This window comes from Ralstonia sp. SA306 (assembly GCF_054792405.1).
The window spans coordinates 631,055-652,254 of the sequence record NZ_CP096451.1; the positions used below are offsets into that span (position 1 = coordinate 631,055).

Consider the following 21,200-nt stretch of genomic DNA (forward strand, 5'->3'; position numbering starts at 1 on the left):
CGTCGGAGGTGCAGGGCTTGGTTCATAAGGCGCAAGAATAAGACGGATGCCAAGTCAAGTCAAAACGAAATTTTGACCTTCTTTGGATTTGTGCAACGTCAGCCGGCCGGGTGGAGGTCTGCCTCCGAGGTGAAGGAATCGGCGAAGAACGCGTCCGGGTGCATCCGGCACTGGGCGGCGAAATCCGTGCGGGCCGAGTTGATCACCACCGGCGCGCCGCAGGCGTAGACCTCGTGGCCTGACAGGTCAGGGTGATCGGCCATCACAGCTTGGTGAACGAAGCCGGTGCGGCCTGTCCACGCGTCTTCCGGCAAGGCGTTGGAGACGACCGGCACGTAGGTGAAGTTCGGCAGCGTGCGCGCCCATTCTTCAGCCTTGGCGTGCATGTACAGGTCTTGTGGGCGACGGCCGCCCCAGTACAACGTCATCGGGCGCGTGCTGCCGATGAACTGGGCGTGCTCGATGATCGCCTTGATGGGCGCGAAACCGGTGCCCGAGGCCAGCAGGATGATCGGCTTGTCGGATTCTTCACGCAGGAAGAAGCTGCCCAGCGGGCCCTCGAAGCGCAGGATGTCACGCTCCTTCATGGCCGGGGCGCCTTCTTTGGCGCCGAACACGTAGTCGGTAAATGCGCCGCCCGGCATGTGGCGGATGTGCAGCTCGATCGGGCCTTCGTCGTGGGGCGGGTTGGCGATCGAGTAGCTGCGGCGCTTGCCGTCGCGCAGGAGGAATTCCACGTACTGTCCGGCCAGAAATTGCATACGCTCGGTGGCAGGCAGTTGCAGCTTGACGATGGTGACGTCCGGCGCGGCCTTTTCCAGCGACGCGACGCGGCACGGAATCTTCTTGATGGGTACGTCGCCGGCGCCATGCACTTCGCGCACTTCAATCGTGACGTCAGTGGCGGGCGTGGCGCAGCAGAACAGCGCACGGCCTTCGGTGGCTTCCTGGGCGGACAGCGCGTTGGGCGAGTGGTTGCCCTGGACGATGGAGCCCTCACGCACGTGGCCCTTGCACGAACCGCACGCGCCGTTTTTGCAGCCGTATGGCAGGCCGATGCCCTGGCGCAGCGCCGCTGCAAGGATGGTCTCGCCGTCTTCGGCCTGGAATTGGCGGCCGCTGGGCAGCACGTTGATCTGGTAAGCCATACTACAATCCGAATATGTTGAAAAGAGTGTCTGGTCGCCCGTCTGGGCATGCAATGGTGGTCAATCCGGCAGCACGTCCGATGGTGAATCAGTCAGTCGCTCGGCCATCCAAATCTTCACTACGCTTGGGCCTTCCCCGCGTGTTGATCGTCGGTTGCGGCGATGTCGGACAACGCTGCCTGGCGATGCTCCGCACGCGTTTTCGCGTCTTTGCCGTCACCTCACGCCCCGAAGGTCGCGCTTCGTTGCGCGAAGCCGGCGCCGTGCCGATTGTCGCCAATCTGGACGATCCCGCGTCGCTGCGCCGCCTGCGAGGTTTAAGCCTCCGCGTGCTGCATCTGGCACCGCCGCCCGCTGTCGGCAACGATGATCCGCGTACCGCCGCGCTACTGCACGCGCTGACGCAGCCGGCTCCGGTTTCCCGGGCCACAAAACGTCGCATTTTACCCGAGCGGGCGCGCAGGTCGGGTGGCCTCACTGGCCGCTTGAAAACTCACCTCCAAGCGCGCGCGTTCGTGTATGCCAGCACCAGTGGCGTCTACGGCGATGCGGGCGGCGCCTGGGTCGACGAATCCCGCCCGGTGAAGCCAACCACGGCGCGTGCCCAACGCCGTGTCGCTGCCGAGCGCCGCGTGCGCTGGTTCGGTGCGGGCGGCGGCTGGCGCACGTCGATTTTGCGCATTCCAGGCATCTATGCAGCCGACCGGCTGCCTGTCGCGCGGCTCGAACGCGGCACGCCCGCCTTGCGCCCGGAAGACGATGTCTACACCAACCACATCCACGCCGACGACCTTGCGCGCGCCGTCATTGCCGCGCTGTTCCGGGGGAAACCGCAGCGCGTGGTGCATGCCAGCGATGCATCGGAGCTGCGCATGGGCGATTACTTTGACGCCGTGGCCGACGCGCGCGGCTTGCAGCGGCCACCGCGCATTTCGCGGGCCGAGGCCGCCCAGCAGATCGAGCCGGCACTGCTGTCGTTCATGAGCGAATCGCGCCGGCTTCGCAACACGCGGCTAGCGCGCGAGTTGCGCGTGGCGCTGCGCTACCCAACGGTGGCGGATTTCCTGAGCAGCGAGGCCTGACATGAAGGCGCCTGCGCCCGCACCTGCAACGTCGTCGCACGGCGCCCGGCTGCGCCTTGCGCGGTTGGCGCTTTGGCTGTCGGCGGCGGTGGTGGGCGTAGGCGTCTCATGGTTTGCCGCCTGCTTCGTGGCGGATTCGATGAGCGCGCGCGACATGCAGCAGATGGTCGATGCGCGGCGCCAGCTGGCTGCGCAGGTGGCGGAAGGGATGTCGAACCAGATCACGGCCGACGTGGCCTTGCTGCGCGCGCTGCCGCAGACGCTCGCGCAGATCGATGCCATCCCGCGTGCCGTGGCGCGCGTCGACACCCGGCGCTGGAACCTGATGGATCAGGGCTCGCGTGCTGAAGAGGCGACGTCGCACCCGGAAGTGGTCGACATCGATGCATTCCTGAACGCGACCGCCGGCAATCTCGGACTCGACTACGTCTGGGTTGTCAACCAACACAATTACGTGGTGCTGGCCAATAACGCCGGTCATGCCGATTCGTTCGTCGGCGTGCAGTCGAGCATGCAGCCGTACATGAAGGAGGCGATGCTGGGCGGCCTGGGCGAGCAATTCACGGTGGGCCGGGTGACGGGCGTGCCGGGCCTGTTCTTCGCTGCACCGGTGTATGACGCTGGTGGGTACCTGGTCGCGGCGATGGGCACCAAGGTAAGCCTTGCGAGGCTGCAGCACTGGGTGTCGCACCCGACATCGTTGGTGACCGATCCAAACGGATTGATCATTCTGTCGACCGACGCGTCGCTGGTGGGCAAGATCCTGCCGGATGCGCGCCTGCAGCGCATGCGTGCCAGCGACCGGTACAACGCCTACCAGCGTGTCGACTTCGAGCCGTGGCCCTATCAGCCCACTGCCAAGGCGCATCACGATGTGCCCCGCTGGGTGCCGGCCGAGGTGCGCGACACGCTGTCCTGGCGTGAGGGCAGTGCGATGCCTTCGCTCGCCGTGTCGCGCAGTGCCAGTGCGGACCTCACCATCGTCGTGGCCGAGCCGCTGCCTGCGTGGGGCCAGCAGCTTGCCAACCATGCGCGCAACCGCGCGATCGGCTTCGTGTTGTTCGTGAGCGTGCTGGTGACGTTCGTGCTGGTGGCGTGGTCTTTGGTGCGCGAGCGGCAGCATCACCGTGTAACGCGCCATTTGAACCAGCGGCTGCAACGCACCAATAGCGCGCTCGCCAACGAGGCGCATTTCGACCATCTCACGGGTGTGCTGACGCGGCGTCGCTTCCTGGCGCTGTTCGACACGGTGCTCGCGCGAGCCCACAACCGCGCCGAACCGCTCGTGCTGGTGCTGGCCGATCTGGATCACTTCAAGCGCATCAATGACACATGGGGCCACGCAGTGGGCGACATGGCGCTGCAGCGCTTTGCGTCGCTTGCGACGAGCGTGCTGCGCAGCAGTGATCTGGTCGGGCGTTTGGGCGGCGAGGAATTCGCCATGGTGATGGGCCGCACCACACTGGAAACGGCCACTGAGGTGGCGGAGCGCCTGCGTACTGCGGTGGCAGAGACGGACGAGAGTTTCCCGACCGGGCTGTCGATGACCGTCAGCATGGGCATGACGGTCTGCCGGCCGGGCGATACCGCGTCGGAGATGCTCAAGCGCGCCGACCTGGCGCTGTATCGCGCCAAGGAAAGCGGTCGCAACCGGCACGTGGCCGGCTGAAACTGGCGACTAGCGCGCGGCGCGTCCAGCGCGGCGGCGGCGTAGTTCGAGCTGCGTGCGCGTGCCCGACAGCGGTACACGGCGGAAGCGCTCGCGGCGTTGCTCCTCATCAAAAAACGCCAGCGAGGGTTTGACCAGATCGCTGCGCGAGACAATGCCCACCAGCGCGCGCGATTGCGAATCGGCCACCACCGGCAGCCGCTCCAGCCCATGCACTGCCAGGCGCGTGGCGACGATGCGGCAGGTCTCGCCGGGCAATGCCATCACGGGGGCATTCGCACCGAACAATTCGGCAACGGTGATGGCGCCGCGCTTCTGGCCCGCTAGCAGGGCATCGCGGTCGAGCATGCCGATCAACGCGCCATTCGGGCCACCTCGCACCACCGGAAACGCGCGGTGTGCCTGCTTGGCCCCAAAGCGGTTGGCGAGCGTATCGGCCAGCGTGGCCTGTGCGTCGATGGTCTGCACCGAACGCGTCATCACCTCATCCACGGCGTGACGCTCGAGCGGGTCGACGGCGTATTCGCGATAGATGTGGAAGCCGCGGCGTGCGATCTTCTCGGTCATGATCGAACGCGGCATGGTCAGCACGACAAAGCCGTAGGACACCGCCACCGCCAGCAGAATCGGCAGCAGCGCGTTCACATCGTGGGTAAGCCCGAAGGCGAAGACGATGGCCGTGAGCGGGGCGCCCAGCACGCCGGCCAGCATGGCGGCCATGCACACCAGCGGCCACAAGCCCGGGTCACCCCCCGGCAGCACGGGCCCGATCAGCACCCCCAAGCCGGCGCCCATCATCAGCAGCGGAGCAAGCACACCGCCGGACGTGCCGGAACCCAGCGCGATCACCCAGATGACGGCCTTGACCACCAGCAGCGCCAGCGCCACGCGGATGGCGAGATGGTTGTGCAGCAAATCGCCGATGACGTCGTAGCCGACCCCGAGCGCACGCGGCTCGAAATAACCGCCAATGCCAACCACCAGGCCACCGATGGCCGGCCACCACATCCAGTGGATCGGCAGGCGGCCGAACAGGTCTTCAGTTTTGTACAGCGCCATCGACAGCGAGCGTGCCAGCGCGCCGCACAGCAACCCGGCGACCACGCACGAGCCCAGCGCTGGCAGCGTCGCCGGTGCGGTTTCCAGCGGGAAGAGGGGGCCAGGTTCCAGCACCAGTACACGCAGGAAGCCCGCCACCGCGCACGCCACCGCCACGGGCAGCATGCTGCGCGGGCGCCATTCGAACAGCAGCAGTTCCACCGCCAGCAGCAGCGCGGCCACCGGCGTGCCGAACACGGCCGTCATGCCCGCCGTAGCACCGGCCACCAGCAGCGTCTTGCGCTCGGCGGCCGTCAGCTTGAAGAACTGCGCGAACAGCGAGCCGATCGCGCCGCCCGTCATGATGATCGGGCCTTCCGCGCCAAACGGGCCGCCGCTGCCGATCACGATGCCCGAGGACAGCGGCTTGAGCACCGCCACCTTCGGGGACATCTTGCTCTTGCCGAACAGGATGGCTTCGATGGCCTCGGGAATGCCGTGGCCGCGAATCTTCTCCGAGCCGAAGCGCGCCATCAGCCCGACGATCAGCCCGCCGATGAGCGGTACCGCAATCACCCAGGCGCCGAGCGTGTTGGTGGCCGGCGAGCGATCCGCCAGCGACAGCGTCTGGAAAAAGAACAGGTTGGTGAAGAAGCGGATCAGGTTGAGCAGCACCACGGCTGCCAACGTGGCAAACGCAGCGATGACAACCGCCAGCGCAGTGGTGCGGAACAGCGTGGTGTCGGTCGCAAAGTCGCGCCGATGCTGTTGGTGTTCAAGGGTTTGCATGACGTTACTGCTCGGCGGATGGTTCGGCGGGGTGATCGAGGTGGGGGATCTTGAAAGCGCGGCTGAAGGTTGACAGCTCGCTCTGGTGCAGCCCGGCCAGCAGCGCAACAAGTTGGTCACCCTTCCTGGAGAGATGCACTTCCACCTGACGTGCGTCGGTGTCGCTTTGGCGGCGTTCGACCAGGCCCGCTTCTTCGCAGCGTGTGATGAGTGCCGCCGTGCCATGCGGCGCGGCCTGCAGGCGCTCGGCCAGTTCGCCGACGGTGGCCCATTCGCGCCCGGCATAGCCTTTCACGTGCAGCAGCAACTGATACTGCAGCGGCGTGATGCCCTTGGCGTGGATCAGATCTTCAGAGGCGCGCAGGAAGCGGCGCAAGTGGTAGCGGAAATCGGAGAGGCTCTCGAAATCCTGCTTGGACAGAGGTCGGGCGCGGGTGGACATGGCGGAATCAAAAGGTTCGGGCTGGAATATATCACAGTGTGACATATTTGGAGAGGCCTGCCATGTTGCTGTATTGCCAACCTGGAGTGCGTTCTGAGTTGCACGGATTGTTGATTGCCAATCAAGACTGTTTCGTCGACGGGCGGGTTTTTCTGCAAAGGTGGCGCACGCACACTGCGGTCCATGCTCATTGCGCTGATAGCGAACGCTTCGCCGTTAGCGCCTTTTGACCCGATCACAACCATGCCTCCCACACTCGACAAACTGACTCACGGCGGCTTCACCATCGGCATCGAGTTGCCACTCGACAACGATTGGTCCCCCGCTGGCGATGCCAAGCGGCTGCGCGATGGGCGCCGCCACGGTGTGCCCGATATCGAACACCACGCAGCCCTCGCGCAACTCGCGGATTCGCTCGGCTTTCGTGCCCTGTGGGTGCGCGATGTGCCGGTGTACGACCCCGCATTCGGCGATGCTGCGCAGGTGTTCGAAGCGTTCTCGTATCTGGGCTACCTAGCCGGCATCACGCGCAACATTCTGCTCGGCACCGCCGCCGTTGTTCTGCCGCTGCGCGAGCCGCTGCTGACGCTCAAATCGGCCGCAAGCATCCAGGAGTTGAGCGGCGGTCGTCTGTTGCTCGGCGTGGCGAGCGGAGACCGGCCCGTGGAATATCCGCTGTTCGGCCGCGATTTCGAATCGCGCGGTGCAAGCTTCCGTGACCAGATCGCGCTTTTGCGTGACAGCGCGCGCGGCAGCTTGCCCATCGGCGTGGAGGTTCTGCCGGCCATGCGCGCGCCGCTCCCGCTGCTGGTGGCGGGCCTCGCGCAACAGACGCCGACCTGGATCGGCACACACATGGACGGTTGCCTCGCCTATCCGGGCACGCCGGCCGACCACGCGCAACGCGCCGCCGCATGGCGTGCCGTTGCGGGCGACAAGCCCTACGTGAGCTTCATCCACCTCGATCTGGCGGATGACCCGCACGAGCCGCTGCAACGCCATCGCTTTGGCGCACGCGCCGGGCGCATCGCACTGTCCGAAGAGCTGGCAGCGATGCGCGAGGCGGGTGTTCAGCATATCGGGCTGCATTTCCGCCGGAATCGTCGCCCGCTTGCCGAAACGTTTGCGGAAATCGCGGCAGAGGTCCTGCCCGCTTTCCATTCCTCTGCTTTGGAGTACACCGCATGAACCCCACCCCCACTTCCGCCGAGACCACACGCAGCAGCGCGACGCTGCCGCTGCTCGCGCTTGCCGCAGGTGCCTTCGGTATCGGCACCACCGAGTTCTCGCCGATGGGCTTGCTGCCTGTCATTGCCGACGGCGTGCATGTATCGATTCCGCAGGCCGGCATGCTGATCAGCGCCTACGCGATCGGCGTGATGGTCGGTGCGCCGATCATGACGTTGCTGCTCGCACGCTGGCCGCGGCGTAAGGCGCTGATCGCGCTGATGAGCATCTTCACCATCGGCAACCTGCTGTCAGCCGTTGCGCCGGATTACACGACCCTGCTGCTCGCGCGGCTCGTCACCAGCCTCAACCACGGCGCGTTCTTCGGGCTGGGTTCGGTCGTTGCCGCCGGCCTCGTGCCGCGCGAGAAGCAGGCCAGCGCCGTGGCCACGATGTTCATGGGCCTGACGATCGCCAACGTCGGCGGTGTGCCGGCCGCGACGTGGCTTGGACAGATGATCGGCTGGCGCATGTCGTTTGCCGCCACGGCCAGCCTGGGCCTGATCGCAATCGCGGGCCTGTTCGCCGCGCTGCCGAAGGGCGATGCCGGCAAGATGCCCAACCTGCGTGCCGAACTCGCCGTGCTGACGCGTCCCGTTGTGCTGGGCGCGCTTGCCACTACGGTGCTCGGTGCGGGCGCGATGTTCACGCTCTACACGTACGTCGCCCCGACGCTCGCCGAACTGACCGGCGCCTCGCCAGCGTTCGTGACGGCGATGCTGGTGCTGATCGGCATCGGTTTTTCGATTGGCAACATCGCCGGCGGCCGCTTGGCCGATCGCTCGCTCGACGGCAGCCTGATCGGCTTTCTGTTGCTGCTGATCGTGACGATGCTCGCCTTCCCTGTACTCGCCAAGACGCACGCGGGTGCGGCCGCCGAGCTGCTGGTATGGGGCATTGCCACCTTCGCGGTCGTGCCGCCGCTGCAGATGCGCGTGATGCGTGCCGCAGCTGAGGCGCCGGGGCTCGCATCGTCGGTCAACGTGGGCGCGTTCAACCTCGGCAACGCGCTCGGCGCAGCAGCGGGCGGCGCGGCCATCTCTGCAGGCCTGGGCTATGCGGCCGTGCCGATTGTCGGCGCAGTGATTGCGGCGGCAGGTCTCGCGCTGGTTGGTCTGCACGTTGTTCAGCGTCGGACGCGCCTGGCCATGAACCCCTGATCCGGTTTCCCTTTGGAGCACAAGATGAACAAGATTCCCGCCTTCGGCCTCGGCACGTTTCGCCTGAAGGGACAGGTTGTCATCGATTCGGTTCGCAACGGCCTCGAACTCGGCTACCGCACAATCGACACTGCGCAAATCTATGGCAATGAAGCGGAGGTGGGCGAGGCAATTGCCGGCTCCGGCGTGCGCCGCGAAGACCTGTTCCTGACCACCAAGATCTGGGTTGACAACTACGCCCGGGGCAAGCTCGCGGCGAGCCTCGAAGACAGCCTCACCAAGCTGCGCACCGACTACGTCGACCTCACGCTGATCCACTGGCCTGCGCCTAACAACGGCGTGTCGCTCGAAGAATTCATGAGCGCGCTGGCCGATGCCAAGGCCCGGGGTTTGACGCGCGAGATCGGCGTCTCGAATTTCAACATCGCCCTGACGCAACAGGCGATTGCGGTGGTTGGCAAAGACGCCATCGCCACCAACCAGATCGAGCTGAGCCCGTATCTGCAGAACCGCAAGCTCGTCGATTTCCTACAGCGCGAGGGCATCCGCGTCACGTCGTACATGACGCTTGCTTACGGCAAGGTGTTGGGCGATCCGGTGATCGGCGCGATTGCACAGCGGCATGAGGCAACGCCGGCGCAAGTCGCGCTGGCCTGGGCGATGCAGCTCGGCTATTCGGTGATCCCATCGTCGACCAAGCGCGAGAACCTGGCGAGCAACCTGCGCGCGCGAACACTGCAACTGACTGCCGACGACATGGCGCAGATTGCCGCGCTTGAGCGCAACGGCCGCGAGGTGTCACCCGATGGGCTTGCGCCGCAGTGGGATTGAACGTTGCGCTGCCGGCGCAATAGAAAAAGCCGCTCCGAAGAGCGGCTTCTTTTTGCATCAGTCGGGCGCATGGCCCGCCGCGCATCAGTCGTCCAGTTGCGACAGGTCGCGCACGGCGCCCTTGTCCGCCGACATGACGAGTTTTGCGTAGGCCTTGAGCGCGGCCGATACCTTGCGCGGACGCGGCTGCGCGGGCTTCCAGCCCTTGGCGTTCTGCTCTTCGCGGCGGCGTGCAAGTTCTTCGTCCGACACCAGCACGTTGATCGTGCGGTTGGGGATGTCGATGCGGATCTTGTCGCCGTTACGCACCAGCCCAATCGCGCCGCCTGCCGCCGCTTCCGGCGAGCAGTGGCCGATCGACAGGCCCGACGTGCCGCCCGAGAAGCGGCCGTCCGTCAGCAGGGCACAGGCTTTGCCCAGGCCCTTGGACTTGATGTAGCTCGTCGGGTACAGCATCTCCTGCATGCCGGGGCCGCCCTTCGGGCCTTCGTAGCGCACGACCACCACGTCGCCAGCCTTGACCTTGTCGGCGAGGATGTTCTCGACCGCTTCGTCCTGCGATTCCGTCACGTGCGCCGTGCCTTCGAACACGAGGATGCTTTCATCCACGCCAGCGGTCTTCACCACGCAGCCGTCCAGCGCGATGTTGCCCCTTAGCACGGCCAGGCCGCCTTCCTTCGAGAACGCATGCTCGTTCGAGCGGATGCAGCCCTCGGCGCGGTCCAGGTCCAGGCTCGGCCAGCGCGTGTTCTGGCTGAACGCGACCTGCGTCGGGATACCAGCCGGGCCGGCACGGTAGAACGTCTGCACGGCTTCGTCCGACGTGCGGACGATGTCCCACTGGTCCAGCGCATCCTTCATCGTGGGCGCGTGCACGGTTGGTGCATCGGTGTGCAGCTTGCCGGCACGGTCCAGTTCGCCCAGGATGGCCATGATGCCGCCTGCGCGGTGCACGTCTTCGATGTGGTACTTGTTCGTGTTCGGTGCGACCTTGCACAGCTGCGGCACGACGCGCGAAAGGCGGTCGATATCCGTCATCGTGAAGTCGATTTCGGCTTCCTGTGCAATCGCCAGCAGGTGAAGGATCGTGTTGGTCGAGCCGCCCATCGCGATGTCCAGCGTCATCGCATTTTCAAATGCCTTGAAGCCGACCGAGCGCGGCAGCACGCGCTCGTCTTCCTGTTCGTAGTATTGGCGGGCCAGTTCAACGATGCGGCGGCCGGCGCGCTTGAAGAGCTGTTCGCGGTCTGCGTGCGTGGCGACCACTGTGCCATTGCCCGGCAGCGACAGGCCCAGGGCTTCGGTCAGGCAGTTCATCGAGTTGGCCGTGAACATGCCCGAGCACGAACCGCAGGTCGGGCAAGCCGAGCGCTCGACTTCCGCCACTTCCTCATCGGAATACTTGCTGTCGGCCGCGATCACCATCGCGTCGATCAGGTCGAGCTTCTTGATCTCGATGGCCTTGGTGACGGGGTTGGCCAGGCGCGTCTTGCCCGCTTCCATCGGGCCGCCCGAGACGAAGATCACCGGAATGTTCAGGCGCATGGCGGCCATCAGCATGCCCGGGGTGATCTTGTCGCAGTTCGAGATGCACACCATGGCGTCGGCGCAGTGCGCGTTGACCATGTATTCGACCGAGTCGGCAATGATGTCGCGGCTGGGCAGCGAATACAGCATGCCGTCGTGGCCCATGGCGATGCCGTCATCGACGGCAATCGTGTTGAATTCCTTGGCGACGCCGCCCGCGGCTTCGATCTCGCGCGCGACGAGCTGGCCCAGGTCTTTCAGGTGCACGTGGCCGGGCACGAACTGGGTGAACGAGTTGACCACCGCGATGATCGGCTTCTGGAAGTCTTCATCTTTCATGCCGGTGGCGCGCCAGAGCGAGCGTGCCCCCGCCATGTTGCGGCCGGCGGTGGAGGTTTTGGAACGGTATGCGGGCATTGTGGGTACTGAAGAAGGTTCGAAATGGGGAGCGGGCCACGCGGATACAGGCCCTCATGCCCGTGCGATCAACCTCTTGAGCCGCGCCCGGGGCAAAACCCGCATTATCCCACGCCAGGCGGGGCGTGTTGCCGGCTGCAATTGGGTTGGCGAATGGCCAATGAAAAAGCCGCTTCTGCGTGAACAGAAGCGGCTTGAATTCTGGTGCCCGAGGCCGGAATCGAACCGGCACGCCTTGCGGCGGGGGATTTTGAGTCCCCTGCGTCTACCAATTTCACCACTCGGGCAGGTGCTGATGAGCCGGCAATTATGCCAGAAGTTCGGCCATGCGAACAAGGCGGCCGGGCAATGCTCAATCCGCCTGCTGATTGTTCTGCTGCTCCAGCACGCGCAGCAGCGATGCCGTATCGTCATACCCCCAGCCATTGGCGACCAGCGTATTGAGCTGCGAAGCCACCAGCTCCATCGCCGGCATCTGCAGGCCGAGTTCCTGGGCGATCTCGCGCACGAGGCCGAAATCCTTGTCGTGCAGGCGTGCTTCGATGCCGGCGGCAAAGTTACGCTCGGCCATCTTCGGGCCCATCATGTCGAGCATGCGGCTGCCCGCAAAGCCCGGGCCGATGGCAGCCAGCACGCGCGACGGGTCGGTGCCCTGGGCGCGTGCAAACAGCATGGCCTCGGCAATGCCCTGGATGTTGATGACCTGCACGATCTGGTTGCAGGCCTTGGCGACCTGGCCGGCGCCGTGGTCGCCGACGTGCGTGATGGTGGTGCCCAGAAGTTGCAGCAGCGGGCGCACGCGTTCCAGCACCTCGGTCTTGCCGCCCACCATGATCGATAGCGTGGCCTTTTGCGCGCCTGCGGTGCCGCCGGAGACCGGCGCATCCAGGAACTCCAGGCCCGCCGCTTCCAACTCGGCGGCCATGCGGCGCGTGGCCACGGCCGAGATCGTGCTGTGATCAATGCACACCGCGCCACGCGGTGCGCCATGGACGACGCCGTCCGGCCCCAGCAGCACGCCTTCCACATCGGCCGTGGAGGTGACGTTGGTGAAAATGACTTCGGCGTCGCGTGCAGCCTCGGCGGGGGTGCTGCAAGGCTCGGCGCCGATGGCGCGGGCGTTGTCCGCTGCCTCCGGACGGCGCACATAGGCGCGCACGGTGTGTCCGGCGGCAATGAGGTGCTGGACCATCGGCGTGCCCATGTTGCCGAGGCCGATGAAGGCGATACGTGTCATGGCAGATCTGTGCGTGTTTGATTAGCGCGGGCCAGCGTAAGCAAAGCGGCCGTTCTTGATGATGCCCATCACGCGCGAGCGTTGGTCGAAGCCTTGGTGATCCTGGGCATTCAGGTTCAGCACGCCGTTGGGCACAGTGAGATCGCGCGTGGTTTCCAGCGCGTCGCGCAGGGCGGCGCGGAAAGCGGGCGTGCCAGGCTTGGCGCCGGTCTTGAGCGCGCGGGCCGTGGCGTTGTCGAGCAACTGCCACGCGCCCCAGGCGTCGCCCGCAAATTGCGTGACGGTGTTGGGGCCATACTTGGCTTCATAGCGCTCGGCAAACTCAACTGCCACCTTGCGTACCGGATGGCTGGCTGGCAGCTCGCGCGCCACCACCACGGGGCCGGTCGGGAAGAGGGTGCCTTCGACGTCCTTGCCGCCCACCTTCAGGAATTCCGTGCTGGCGATCCCGTGCGTCTGGTAGATGCGGCCCTTGTAGCCGCGCTCCACCAGCGTGCGTTGGGGCAACGCGGCCGGGGTGCCGGCCCCGGCAATCAGGATGGCGTCGGGCTTGGAGGCCATCAACTTGAGAATCTGGCCGGTCACGCTGGTATCTGTGCGCGCAAAGCGCTCGTTGGCCACCACGCGCAGCTTGCGCACCTCGGCCAGCTTCGAGAATTCACGCCACCAGCTTTCGCCATACGCATCGGTAAAGCCGATAAAACCGACGGTATGCACGCCGCTGTCCGCCATGTGCTGCGTGACGAGCGTGGCCATCTGCGAATCGTTCTGCGGCATCTTGAACGCCCAGTGGCGCTTGGCGTCCTGCGGCTCGACGATGGAAGCGGAGGCGGCCAGCGTGATCATCGGCGTCTGACCTTCGGCCACGGCATCGAGCGAGGCCAGCGCCGTCGGCACGATCGTCGGACCGACGATCACATCCACCTTGTCTTCGGCGATCAGCTTGCGCACATCGCGCACCGCCATCGAGGGGTCAGATGCGTCGTCCAGAATGATGACCTGCGCGCGCTGACCGCCGATGGTCGCCGGCCACATCTGCACGGTGTTCTTGCTCGGGATGCCGATGGCCGCAGCGGGGCCGGTGGTCGACAGCACCACACCCACGCGGATGTCGGCTTGGGCGGGCAGGGCGATGGCGGCAGCGCTGGCAAGGAGCGCCATGCCGCACAGCAGGCGACGTCGGGTCGTCATGAAATCTCCGGGAAGTTCGGCAATTGCAATTGCAGGCGAATCAGAGCTCGTACGCTTCGTGATCGCCGGACATGAGTTGCTCGACCAGCTTGCGCGTCAGCGTTGGCGCAAACAGTTCGATGAAGGTGTAGACGAAGCCGCGCAAGTACGCGCCTTGTTTGACGCCCAGGTGCGTGACGTTGGTGCCGAACAGGTGTCCGGCCGGAATCGCGCGCAGGTTGCGGTCGCGCTCGGCGTCAAACGCCACGCCGGCCACGATGCCCACGCCAAGCCCCACTTCCACGTAGGTCTTGATGACGTCTGCGTCGATGGCCTCCAGCACGATATCGGGCTTGATCTGGCGTAGCTCGAAGGCGTGGTCGATCTTGGGCCGGCCGGCAAAGTGCTGGTCGTACGTGACGATCGGGTAACCCTTCAGGTCTTCCAGCGTCAGGTGCTGGCGAGACAGAAGCGGGTGATCAGGCGGCGTCACCACCACATGCTGCCACTGGTAGCCCGGGATCGAGATCAGATCCTTCACGTGCGACATGCCTTCGGTGGCAATGGCAAGGTCGGCCTGGTCGTGCAGCACCATCTCGGCAATCTGCGCGGGGGTGCCCTGCTGAATGGAAAGGCGCACCTTGGGGTATTTGCGCGTGAACTCGGCAATCGCCTTGGGCAGCGCGTAGCGCGCCTGCGTATGCGTGGTGGCGATGGTGAAGTTGCCCTGATCCTGCGCGGCGTAGTCCTTGCCGACGCGCTTGAGGGTTTCGACTTCTTCCAGCACGCGCTCGACCGAGGCCAGGATGCGCCGACCCGGCTCCGTGAGACCCCGGATGCGCTTGCCGTGCCGGGTGAAGATATCGACGCCCAGCTCCTCTTCCAGCTCAATGATGGCCTTCGAAACGCCTGGCTGTGATGTATAGAGCGCTTTTGCGGCCTCTGTCAGGTTGAATTTCTGCCGCACGGCTTCGCGCACGAAGCGAAATTGGTGAAGGTTCATGGCTGCGCGGTCGATAAAGAAGAACGGGTGCGAACTGAACGCTACTTATAACCGACGCCATATAAACAAACAATTTTTTATTGGTTTGGGATATGAGGCCAGTTCATTACGATGCTCGAACTTCGTGATAACACGCCCTCACTGTCTCCCGCGCCATGACGCTCGCCTATACGGTTTCCGGTTTGCTGGTCGGCCTGTTGGTCGGCCTGACGGGCGTTGGCGGCGGCTCGCTGATGACTCCGCTGCTGACGCTGATGTTCGGCTTTTCGCCGGCGACCGCTGTCGGCACGGATTTGGCATTTGCGTCGCTCACCAAGGGCGTCGGCACGATCGCACATCGCAGCCACGGTCATATTCGCTGGGACATCGTCAAGCGCCTCTGCATGGGCAGTCTGCCCGCAGCGCTGGTGACGGTGATCGTGCTGAAGACCGCCGGCAACCTGGATGCGGAGTGGATGCACGTGATTCGCGTGACGATCGGCGCGTCGGTCATCCTGACGGTGATTTCGCTGCTGTTCCGTCAGCGCGTATTGGGCTGGCTGGCGGCCAACCCGCGTTATCGTCTGCAGGGCACGGCGCTGGCCGTGGCCACGGTCATCGTCGGCGTGGTGCTGGGCGTGCTGGTGACGGTGTCGTCCATTGGCGCAGGTGCCGTGGGCGCGACGCTCATCCTGATCCTGTATCCCGAATTGAAGAGCGCCGAAGTGGCCGGCACCGACATCGCCTATGCCGTGCCGCTGACCGCCGTGGCGGGCCTGGGCCACATGTACCTGGGCACGATCGACTGGAACCTGCTGGTGTCACTGCTGGTGGGCTCCATCCCGGGTATCTGGCTGGGTGCGCGCCTGTCCAAGAATCTGCCGGAACGTCTGGTGCGCGGCGCGCTTGCCGCCACGCTGACGATCACGGCCATCAAGCTGGTGTCGTGATGCGTGACCTCATGCCGGCCCTGCTTGATTGCGGCTGCTGTCGCTGAGCTGGCAGCAGCGCCATAACGAAACGCTTTCCCCCAATTGAATCGCACGCCGGCCCAGCCGGATCGGACTGAACAGTCATGTACCAATACGACGCTTACGATCACCGCCTCGTCGCCGACCGCGTAGAGCAGTTCCGCGATCAGGTGCGCCGCCGTATCTCGGGCGAACTGACGGAAGAAGAGTTTCTGCCGCTGCGTCTGCAGAACGGCCTGTACTACCAGCGCCACGCCTACATGCTGCGCGTGGCGATTCCGTATGGCCACCTGCGCGCCAAGCAACTGCGCATGCTCAGCCACATCGCCGCCGAGCACGATCGCGGCTACGGCCACTTCAGCACGCGCCAGAACATCCAGTACAACTGGATCGAGCTGGAGCAGGTGCCCGACATCCTGGCCAAGCTGGCCTCGGTGGAAATGCACGCCATCCAGACCTCGGGCAACTGCATCCGCAACATCACGACCGACCAGTTTGCTGGCGTGGCACCGGACGAGGTGGTCGACGCGCGCCCGCTGGCGGAAATCCTGCGCCAATGGTCGACGTTCATCCCCGAATTCGCGTTCCTGCCGCGCAAGTTCAAGATTGCCGTGTCGGCCTCGCGCGAAGACCGCGCCGTGACGCAACTGCACGACATCGGCGTCTACGCCTATGAGAAGGACGGCCAGACGCTGCTTCGCATCCTGGCCGGCGGCGGCATGGGGCGCACGCCGATCCTGGGCGCGATCATCAAGGAAGACCTGCCGTGGCAGCACATGCTGTCGTACATCGAGGCCGCCGTGCGTGTGTACAACCGCTACGGCCGTCGCGACAACAAGTACAAGGCGCGCATCAAGATTCTCGTGAAGGCCATCGGCGCGGAACAATTCGCCCGCCAGGTGGAAGAAGAGTGGCAGCACATCAAGGACGGTCCGTCGACCATCACGCAGGCCGAATTCGACCGCGTGGCGCAGTTCTTCGCGCCGCCGGCGTATGAAAAGCTGGCCGACACCGATGCCACCTATGAAAAGGCGCTGCTGGAGAACAAGGCGTTCGCCCGCTGGGTGAGCCGCAATGTGCATCCGCACCGCGTGCCAGGCTACGCCGCAGTCACGCTGTCGCTCAAGCCGGGCGCGGCGTTGCCTCCGGGCGACGCGACGGCCGAGCAGATGGCGCTGGTGGCGGATTGGTCCGAGCGCTTTGGCTTTGGCGAGCTGCGTGTCGCGCACGAGCAGAACCTGATCCTGCCGGACGTGAAGAAACACGATCTGTTCGAGCTGTGGCAACTGGCCAAAGAGCACGGCATGGCGACCGCCAACATCGGCCTGCTGACCGACATCATTGCGTGCCCGGGCGGCGATTTCTGCTCGCTGGCGAACGCCAAGTCGATTCCCATCGCGCAAGCGATTCAGGCGCGTTTCGACAACCTCGACTACGTGTACGACCTGGGCGAGCTGTCGCTCAACATCTCGGGTTGCATCAACTCGTGCGGGCATCACCACGTCGGCAATATCGGCATCCTGGGTGTCGATAAGCACGAAGAAGAGTGGTACCAGGTGTCGTTGGGCGGCGCGCAGGGCAACGATTCGGCGATCGGCAAGATCATCGGTCCGTCGTTCAAGGCCGAAGAAATGCCCGATGTGATCGAACGCATCATCGACACTTTCGTCGCCAACCGCACGGAAGACGAGCTGTTCATCGACACCTATCACCGTATCGGCATGGCCCCGTTCAAGGAACGCGTCTACGCCCGTGAAGAAGCCTGAACGCCGAGGGAAACGACTATGAGCAAGATCATCAAGCTGCAAAACGGTGCCCCGCAAATCGTGGCTGACGAATGGACCGTGCTGCGCGCACCGGAAGGCGGCGAACTCACGCAAGCCGATGTGGATGCCACTGCGCACGCCATCGTGCCGCTGGCCTATTGGCAAGCCAACCGCGACGCGCTGCTCGGCCGCGCCCGCGCTGGCACGCTGGCCGTCTGGCTCGCTCCCGACGACGAGCCGTTTGCGCTGGAGGCTGACCTGCCGAACCTGTCGCTGGTGGCCGTGGATTTCCCGGTCTTCCGCGATGGCCGTGGCTACAGCACCGCGTTCCTGCTGCGCCAGCGCCTGGGCTTTACGCGTGAGTTGCGCGCCATTGGCGACGTGCTGCGCGATCAGCTCGACTTCATGCGCCGCTGCGGCTTCGATGCCTACGCTGTGCGTGCGGACAAGAACATCGACGATGCGCTGAACGGCTTTGGCGAGATCAGCGTGCGCTACCAAGGCGCCATCGACGAGCCGCGTCCGCTGTTCCGCCGCGAGCGCACAACCGAGGCAAATGCAGCATGAGCGACACCCAAGACATCGCCGTGTCCGAAGTGCCGGTGTCCGCAATCGGGCGCCCGGTGCTGTGGACGCGCCCCGTCTACACCGGCACGGCTGAAGCCCTGGCCGCGAAGGAAGCCGCGCTGTTCGAGCGCTTGGCCGAGATTGCCGCCAAGCACGGCGTGGCAAAGTTCGCCACCAGCCTGGCTGCCGAAGACATGGTCGTGACCGATGCGATCCTGCGCAGCCCCGAGGCCGTGCGGGCGCACCTGCCGATCTTCACGCTGCAGACCGGCCGCCTGCACGCCGAAACGCTGGCGATGCTCGACCGCATCCGCGCGCACTACGGTTATGCGATCGAGCAATACGCACCGGACGCCCGCGCAGTGGAAGCCTACGTGCGCGACCATGGCCTCAACGCGTTTTACGACAGCATTGAACTGCGCAAAGCCTGCTGCAACATCCGCAAGGTGGTGCCGCTGAACCGGGCACTGCAAGACGCCGACGCGTGGCTCACGGGCCAGCGCCGCGAGCAGGCCGTCACCCGTGCCGACCTGCCGTTTGCCGAAGACGACGACGCGCGCGGCATCGCCAAGTACAACCCGCTGTTCGACTGGTCCGAGGCAGAAGTCTGGGCTTACCTCGAACAACACAACGTGCCGACCAACGCGCTGCACGACAAAGGCTATCCAAGCATCGGCTGCGAGCCTTGCACGCGCGCGGTGCGTGCCGGTGAAGACGTACGCGCCGGCCGCTGGTGGTGGGAATCGCGCGACAGCAAGGAATGCGGTCTGCATGCGGCAAATGCGGTGACAAATTCGGCGACGAACCTGTCGCAACAGAATTGAGCGAGAGCTAAGGAAGAATCATGGGAGTGATGAGCGAGATCCCCGGCACGGCCCTGACGCCTGTGCAGAACGAACACCTCGACTGGCTGGAAGCCGAGTCGATCTACATCATCCGTGAGGTGGTGGCCGAGTGCCGCAACCCGGCGCTGCTGTTCTCGGGCGGCAAGGATTCGATCGTCATGCTGCACCTGGCGCTCAAGGCGTTCCGCCTGGGCGATCGCAAGATCGATCTGCCGTTCCCGCTGGTGCACATCGACACGGGTCACAACTACCCGGAAGTGATCGCCTTCCGTGACGAGCAGGTTGCCAAGCTGGGTGCACGCCTGGTGGTCGGCCATGTGGAAGATTCCATCAAGCGCGGCACGGTGCGCCTGCGCAAGGAAACCGACTCGCGCAACGCCGCACAGGCCGTCACGCTGCTGGAAACGATCGAATCGCACGGCTTCGACGCCCTGATGGGTGGCGCCCGCCGCGATGAGGAGAAGGCCCGCGCGAAGGAACGGATCTTCTCGTTCCGCGACGAGTTCGGCCAGTGGGATCCGAAGGCCCAGCGCCCGGAACTCTGGAGCGTGTACAACGCCCGCATGGCACAGGGCGAGCAGATGCGCGTGTTCCCGATCTCCAACTGGACGGAACTCGACGTGTGGCAGTACATCGCCCGCGAGAACCTCGCCCTGCCGCCGATCTACTACGCGCATCAACGTGAAGTCGTGCGCAAGAATGGCCTGCTGGTGCCCGTCACGTCGATCACGCCCAAGGCCGATGGCGACGTGAGCGAAGTCCTGTCGGTGCGCTTCCGCACCGTGGGCGACATCAGCTGCACATGCCCGGTGGCGAGCACCGCCGCCACGCCGGCCGAGATCATCGCCGAGACGGCCGTTACCGAAATCACCGAACGCGGCGCCACGCGCATGGACGACCAGACGAGCGAAGCCTCGATGGAAAAGCGCAAGAAGGAAGGGTATTTCTGATCATGACGACGAATTCGACGCACCCAGCGACGCACCCTGCATCGCACCAAGGCCTGCTGCGCTTCATCACCGCCGGTTCCGTTGACGACGGCAAGAGCACGCTGATCGGTCGCCTGCTGTACGACAGCAAGGCCGTGCTGACCGACCAACTGCAAGCGCTGGCCAACGCCAAGAACAAGCGTACCGCCGGCGAGCAGATCGACTTTTCTCTGCTCACCGACGGCCTGGAAGCCGAGCGCGAGCAGGGCATCACCATCGACGTGGCGTACCGCTATTTCTCGACCGCGCGCCGCAAGTTCATCATTGCGGATACGCCGGGCCACGAGCAGTACACGCGCAACATGGTGACCGGCGCCTCGACCGCGCACGCCGCCATCATCCTGATCGATGCCACGCGTGTGACGACCGTTGACGGCAAGACGGAGCTGCTGGCCCAGACCAAGCGCCATTCGGCCATCGTGAAGCTGCTGGAACTGCAACACGTGATCGTGGCCATCAACAAGATGGATCTGGTCGACTACAGCGAAGCGCGCTTCAACGAAATCCGTACCGCCTACGATGCACTGGCCACGCAACTGGGCTTGCGCGATGTGCGCTACGTGCCGGTGTCGGCCCTGCGCGGCGACAACATCGTGCACGCTTCCGAAGCCATGCCTTGGTATCAGGGCGAGCCGCTGCTGGCGCTGCTGGAAGATCTGAAGGTGGAAGAGACCGCCCCGGCGGGCGACGATGCGCTGCGCTTCCCCGTGCAGCTCGTGGCGCGTCAGGACGGCTCGCAGGCTGATGATTTTCGCGGCTACATGGGCCGTGTGGAAGCCGGCACGGTGCGCGTCGGCCAAGCCGTGCGCGTGCTGCCCGCCAACCGCGAAACCACGGTGGCCGAAGTGCTGACGCCCAATGGCGCAGCCGATTCTGCCGGCCCCGGCGAGACCATCACCGTGCGCCTGGCCGATGACGTGGACATCTCGCGCGGCGACACGATCGTCGCTGCTCCGACGACTGCCGCCAACGCAGCCAAGAAGCTGCATGCCGACCTCTGCTGGTTTGACGCGCATGAGCTGAACCCGGCCCGCAAGTACGTGCTCAAGCACACTACGGCCACCGTGTTCGCACGTGTGTCGGATGTGGAGCGCGTGCTGGACGTGCATACGCTGTCGCACGAAACCGGCCGCAAGCAGATCGCACTCAACGATATCGGTACGGTCAACATCAGCCTGCAGAAGCCGATCGTCTGCGATGCGTATGGCGACAACCCGGCCACCGGCGCGTTCATCCTGGTGGACGAAGCCACGCACCACACGGTGGCAGCTGGCATGATCCGTGCATTTTCCTAACGTGGATGGGGCGCGGTAAGCTGCGCCCCGCAGGAAAAAGCAAAGGAA

18 protein-coding genes and 1 tRNA gene are annotated in these 21,200 nt (G+C 65.0%); 11 read left to right on the forward strand and 8 right to left on the reverse strand.

All coding sequences use genetic code 11. The features are described from left to right. Positions 1-98 precede the first annotated feature (98 nt). Complete coding sequence (locus M1D44_RS03055; protein WP_024974990.1) at positions 99-1,148, reverse strand: CDP-6-deoxy-delta-3,4-glucoseen reductase; 1,050 nt, start codon at positions 1,146-1,148, stop codon at positions 99-101. Between the two features lie 80 nt (positions 1,149-1,228). Here M1D44_RS03055 and M1D44_RS03060 point away from each other — a divergent pair, with 80 nt between their 5' ends. Beyond that, on the forward strand, positions 1,229-2,230 hold the full coding sequence (locus M1D44_RS03060) for an NAD-dependent epimerase/dehydratase family protein (protein ID WP_204360024.1): 1,002 nt from the start codon (positions 1,229-1,231) through the stop codon (positions 2,228-2,230). Between the two features lies 1 nt (position 2,231). Then, on the forward strand, positions 2,232-3,899 hold the full coding sequence (locus tag M1D44_RS03065; protein WP_024974992.1) for a GGDEF domain-containing protein: 1,668 nt from the start codon (positions 2,232-2,234) through the stop codon (positions 3,897-3,899). 9 nt (positions 3,900-3,908) lie between these two features. On the opposite strand, the gene M1D44_RS03070 is transcribed toward M1D44_RS03065, so the two are convergent. Together M1D44_RS03070 and M1D44_RS03075 are read right to left on the reverse strand one after the other, a co-directional pair. Beyond that, a complete protein-coding gene (locus tag M1D44_RS03070; protein WP_316684118.1) occupies positions 3,909-5,726 on the reverse strand; it encodes a chloride channel protein in 1,818 nt (605 codons plus the stop codon). Positions 5,727-5,730: 4 nt separating this feature from the next. Next, positions 5,731-6,168, reverse strand: coding sequence for a MarR family winged helix-turn-helix transcriptional regulator (locus tag M1D44_RS03075; protein ID WP_024974994.1), 438 nt, complete (start codon positions 6,166-6,168; stop codon positions 5,731-5,733). 243 nt (positions 6,169-6,411) lie between these two features. Between M1D44_RS03075 and M1D44_RS03080 the strand changes: the two genes are divergently transcribed. The 3 genes from M1D44_RS03080 to dkgB are packed head-to-tail and all read left to right on the forward strand — an operon-like array spanning position 6,412 to position 9,386. After that, a complete protein-coding gene (locus M1D44_RS03080; protein WP_112184311.1) occupies positions 6,412-7,356 on the forward strand; it encodes a TIGR03571 family LLM class oxidoreductase in 945 nt (314 codons plus the stop codon). Further along, complete coding sequence (locus M1D44_RS03085) at positions 7,353-8,555, forward strand: MFS transporter (RefSeq protein ID WP_316853105.1); 1,203 nt, start codon at positions 7,353-7,355, stop codon at positions 8,553-8,555. Before M1D44_RS03080 ends, M1D44_RS03085 begins: the two co-directional genes overlap by 4 nt. Before the next feature lie 24 nt (positions 8,556-8,579). Beyond that, a complete protein-coding gene (gene dkgB, locus M1D44_RS03090; protein WP_316853106.1) occupies positions 8,580-9,386 on the forward strand; it encodes a 2,5-didehydrogluconate reductase DkgB in 807 nt (268 codons plus the stop codon). A gap of 84 nt (positions 9,387-9,470) precedes the next feature. On the opposite strand, the gene ilvD is transcribed toward dkgB, so the two are convergent. The 5 genes from ilvD to M1D44_RS03115 all read right to left on the reverse strand — a co-directional run bounded on the left by ilvD (position 9,471) and on the right by M1D44_RS03115 (position 14,740). Then, positions 9,471-11,330, reverse strand: a complete 1,860-nt coding sequence (gene ilvD, locus M1D44_RS03095; RefSeq protein WP_024974998.1) for a dihydroxy-acid dehydratase — start codon at positions 11,328-11,330, stop codon at positions 9,471-9,473. 202 nt (positions 11,331-11,532) lie between these two features. Then, positions 11,533-11,617 (reverse strand) — tRNA-Leu (locus tag M1D44_RS03100). 65 nt (positions 11,618-11,682) lie between these two features. Beyond that, on the reverse strand, positions 11,683-12,567 hold the full coding sequence (locus tag M1D44_RS03105; protein WP_316684114.1) for an NAD(P)-dependent oxidoreductase: 885 nt from the start codon (positions 12,565-12,567) through the stop codon (positions 11,683-11,685). Positions 12,568-12,588: 21 nt separating this feature from the next. Continuing rightward, a complete protein-coding gene (locus tag M1D44_RS03110; RefSeq protein WP_024975000.1) occupies positions 12,589-13,758 on the reverse strand; it encodes an ABC transporter substrate-binding protein in 1,170 nt (389 codons plus the stop codon). 40 nt (positions 13,759-13,798) lie between these two features. Next, a complete protein-coding gene (locus M1D44_RS03115) occupies positions 13,799-14,740 on the reverse strand; it encodes a CysB family HTH-type transcriptional regulator (protein ID WP_024975001.1) in 942 nt (313 codons plus the stop codon). A 155-nt stretch (positions 14,741-14,895) separates the two neighbouring features. Here M1D44_RS03115 and M1D44_RS03120 point away from each other — a divergent pair, with 155 nt between their 5' ends. The 6 genes from M1D44_RS03120 to M1D44_RS03145 all read left to right on the forward strand — a co-directional run bounded on the left by M1D44_RS03120 (position 14,896) and on the right by M1D44_RS03145 (position 21,152). Next, the gene (locus M1D44_RS03120) at positions 14,896-15,669 is read left to right on the forward strand and encodes a sulfite exporter TauE/SafE family protein (RefSeq protein WP_024975002.1); all 774 of its coding nucleotides are present in this window, start codon (positions 14,896-14,898) and stop codon (positions 15,667-15,669) included. A 125-nt stretch (positions 15,670-15,794) separates the two neighbouring features. Next, the gene (locus M1D44_RS03125; protein WP_316853107.1) at positions 15,795-17,456 is read left to right on the forward strand and encodes a nitrite/sulfite reductase; all 1,662 of its coding nucleotides are present in this window, start codon (positions 15,795-15,797) and stop codon (positions 17,454-17,456) included. Positions 17,457-17,474: 18 nt separating this feature from the next. Then, positions 17,475-18,023: a DUF934 domain-containing protein gene (locus M1D44_RS03130; RefSeq protein WP_024975004.1), complete on the forward strand. Its 549-nt coding sequence runs from the start codon at positions 17,475-17,477 to the stop codon at positions 18,021-18,023. Further along, positions 18,020-18,847 (forward strand): phosphoadenylyl-sulfate reductase, encoded by an 828-nt coding sequence (locus M1D44_RS03135; RefSeq protein WP_316853108.1) that lies wholly within the window; start codon positions 18,020-18,022, stop codon positions 18,845-18,847. Before M1D44_RS03130 ends, M1D44_RS03135 begins: the two co-directional genes overlap by 4 nt. 20 nt (positions 18,848-18,867) lie before the next feature. Beyond that, positions 18,868-19,818, forward strand: a complete 951-nt coding sequence (gene cysD / locus M1D44_RS03140) for a sulfate adenylyltransferase subunit CysD (RefSeq protein WP_112183919.1) — start codon at positions 18,868-18,870, stop codon at positions 19,816-19,818. A 2-nt stretch (positions 19,819-19,820) separates the two neighbouring features. Beyond that, the gene (locus tag M1D44_RS03145) at positions 19,821-21,152 is read left to right on the forward strand and encodes a sulfate adenylyltransferase subunit 1 (RefSeq protein ID WP_024975007.1); all 1,332 of its coding nucleotides are present in this window, start codon (positions 19,821-19,823) and stop codon (positions 21,150-21,152) included. The last annotated feature ends 48 nt before the right edge of the window (positions 21,153-21,200 follow it).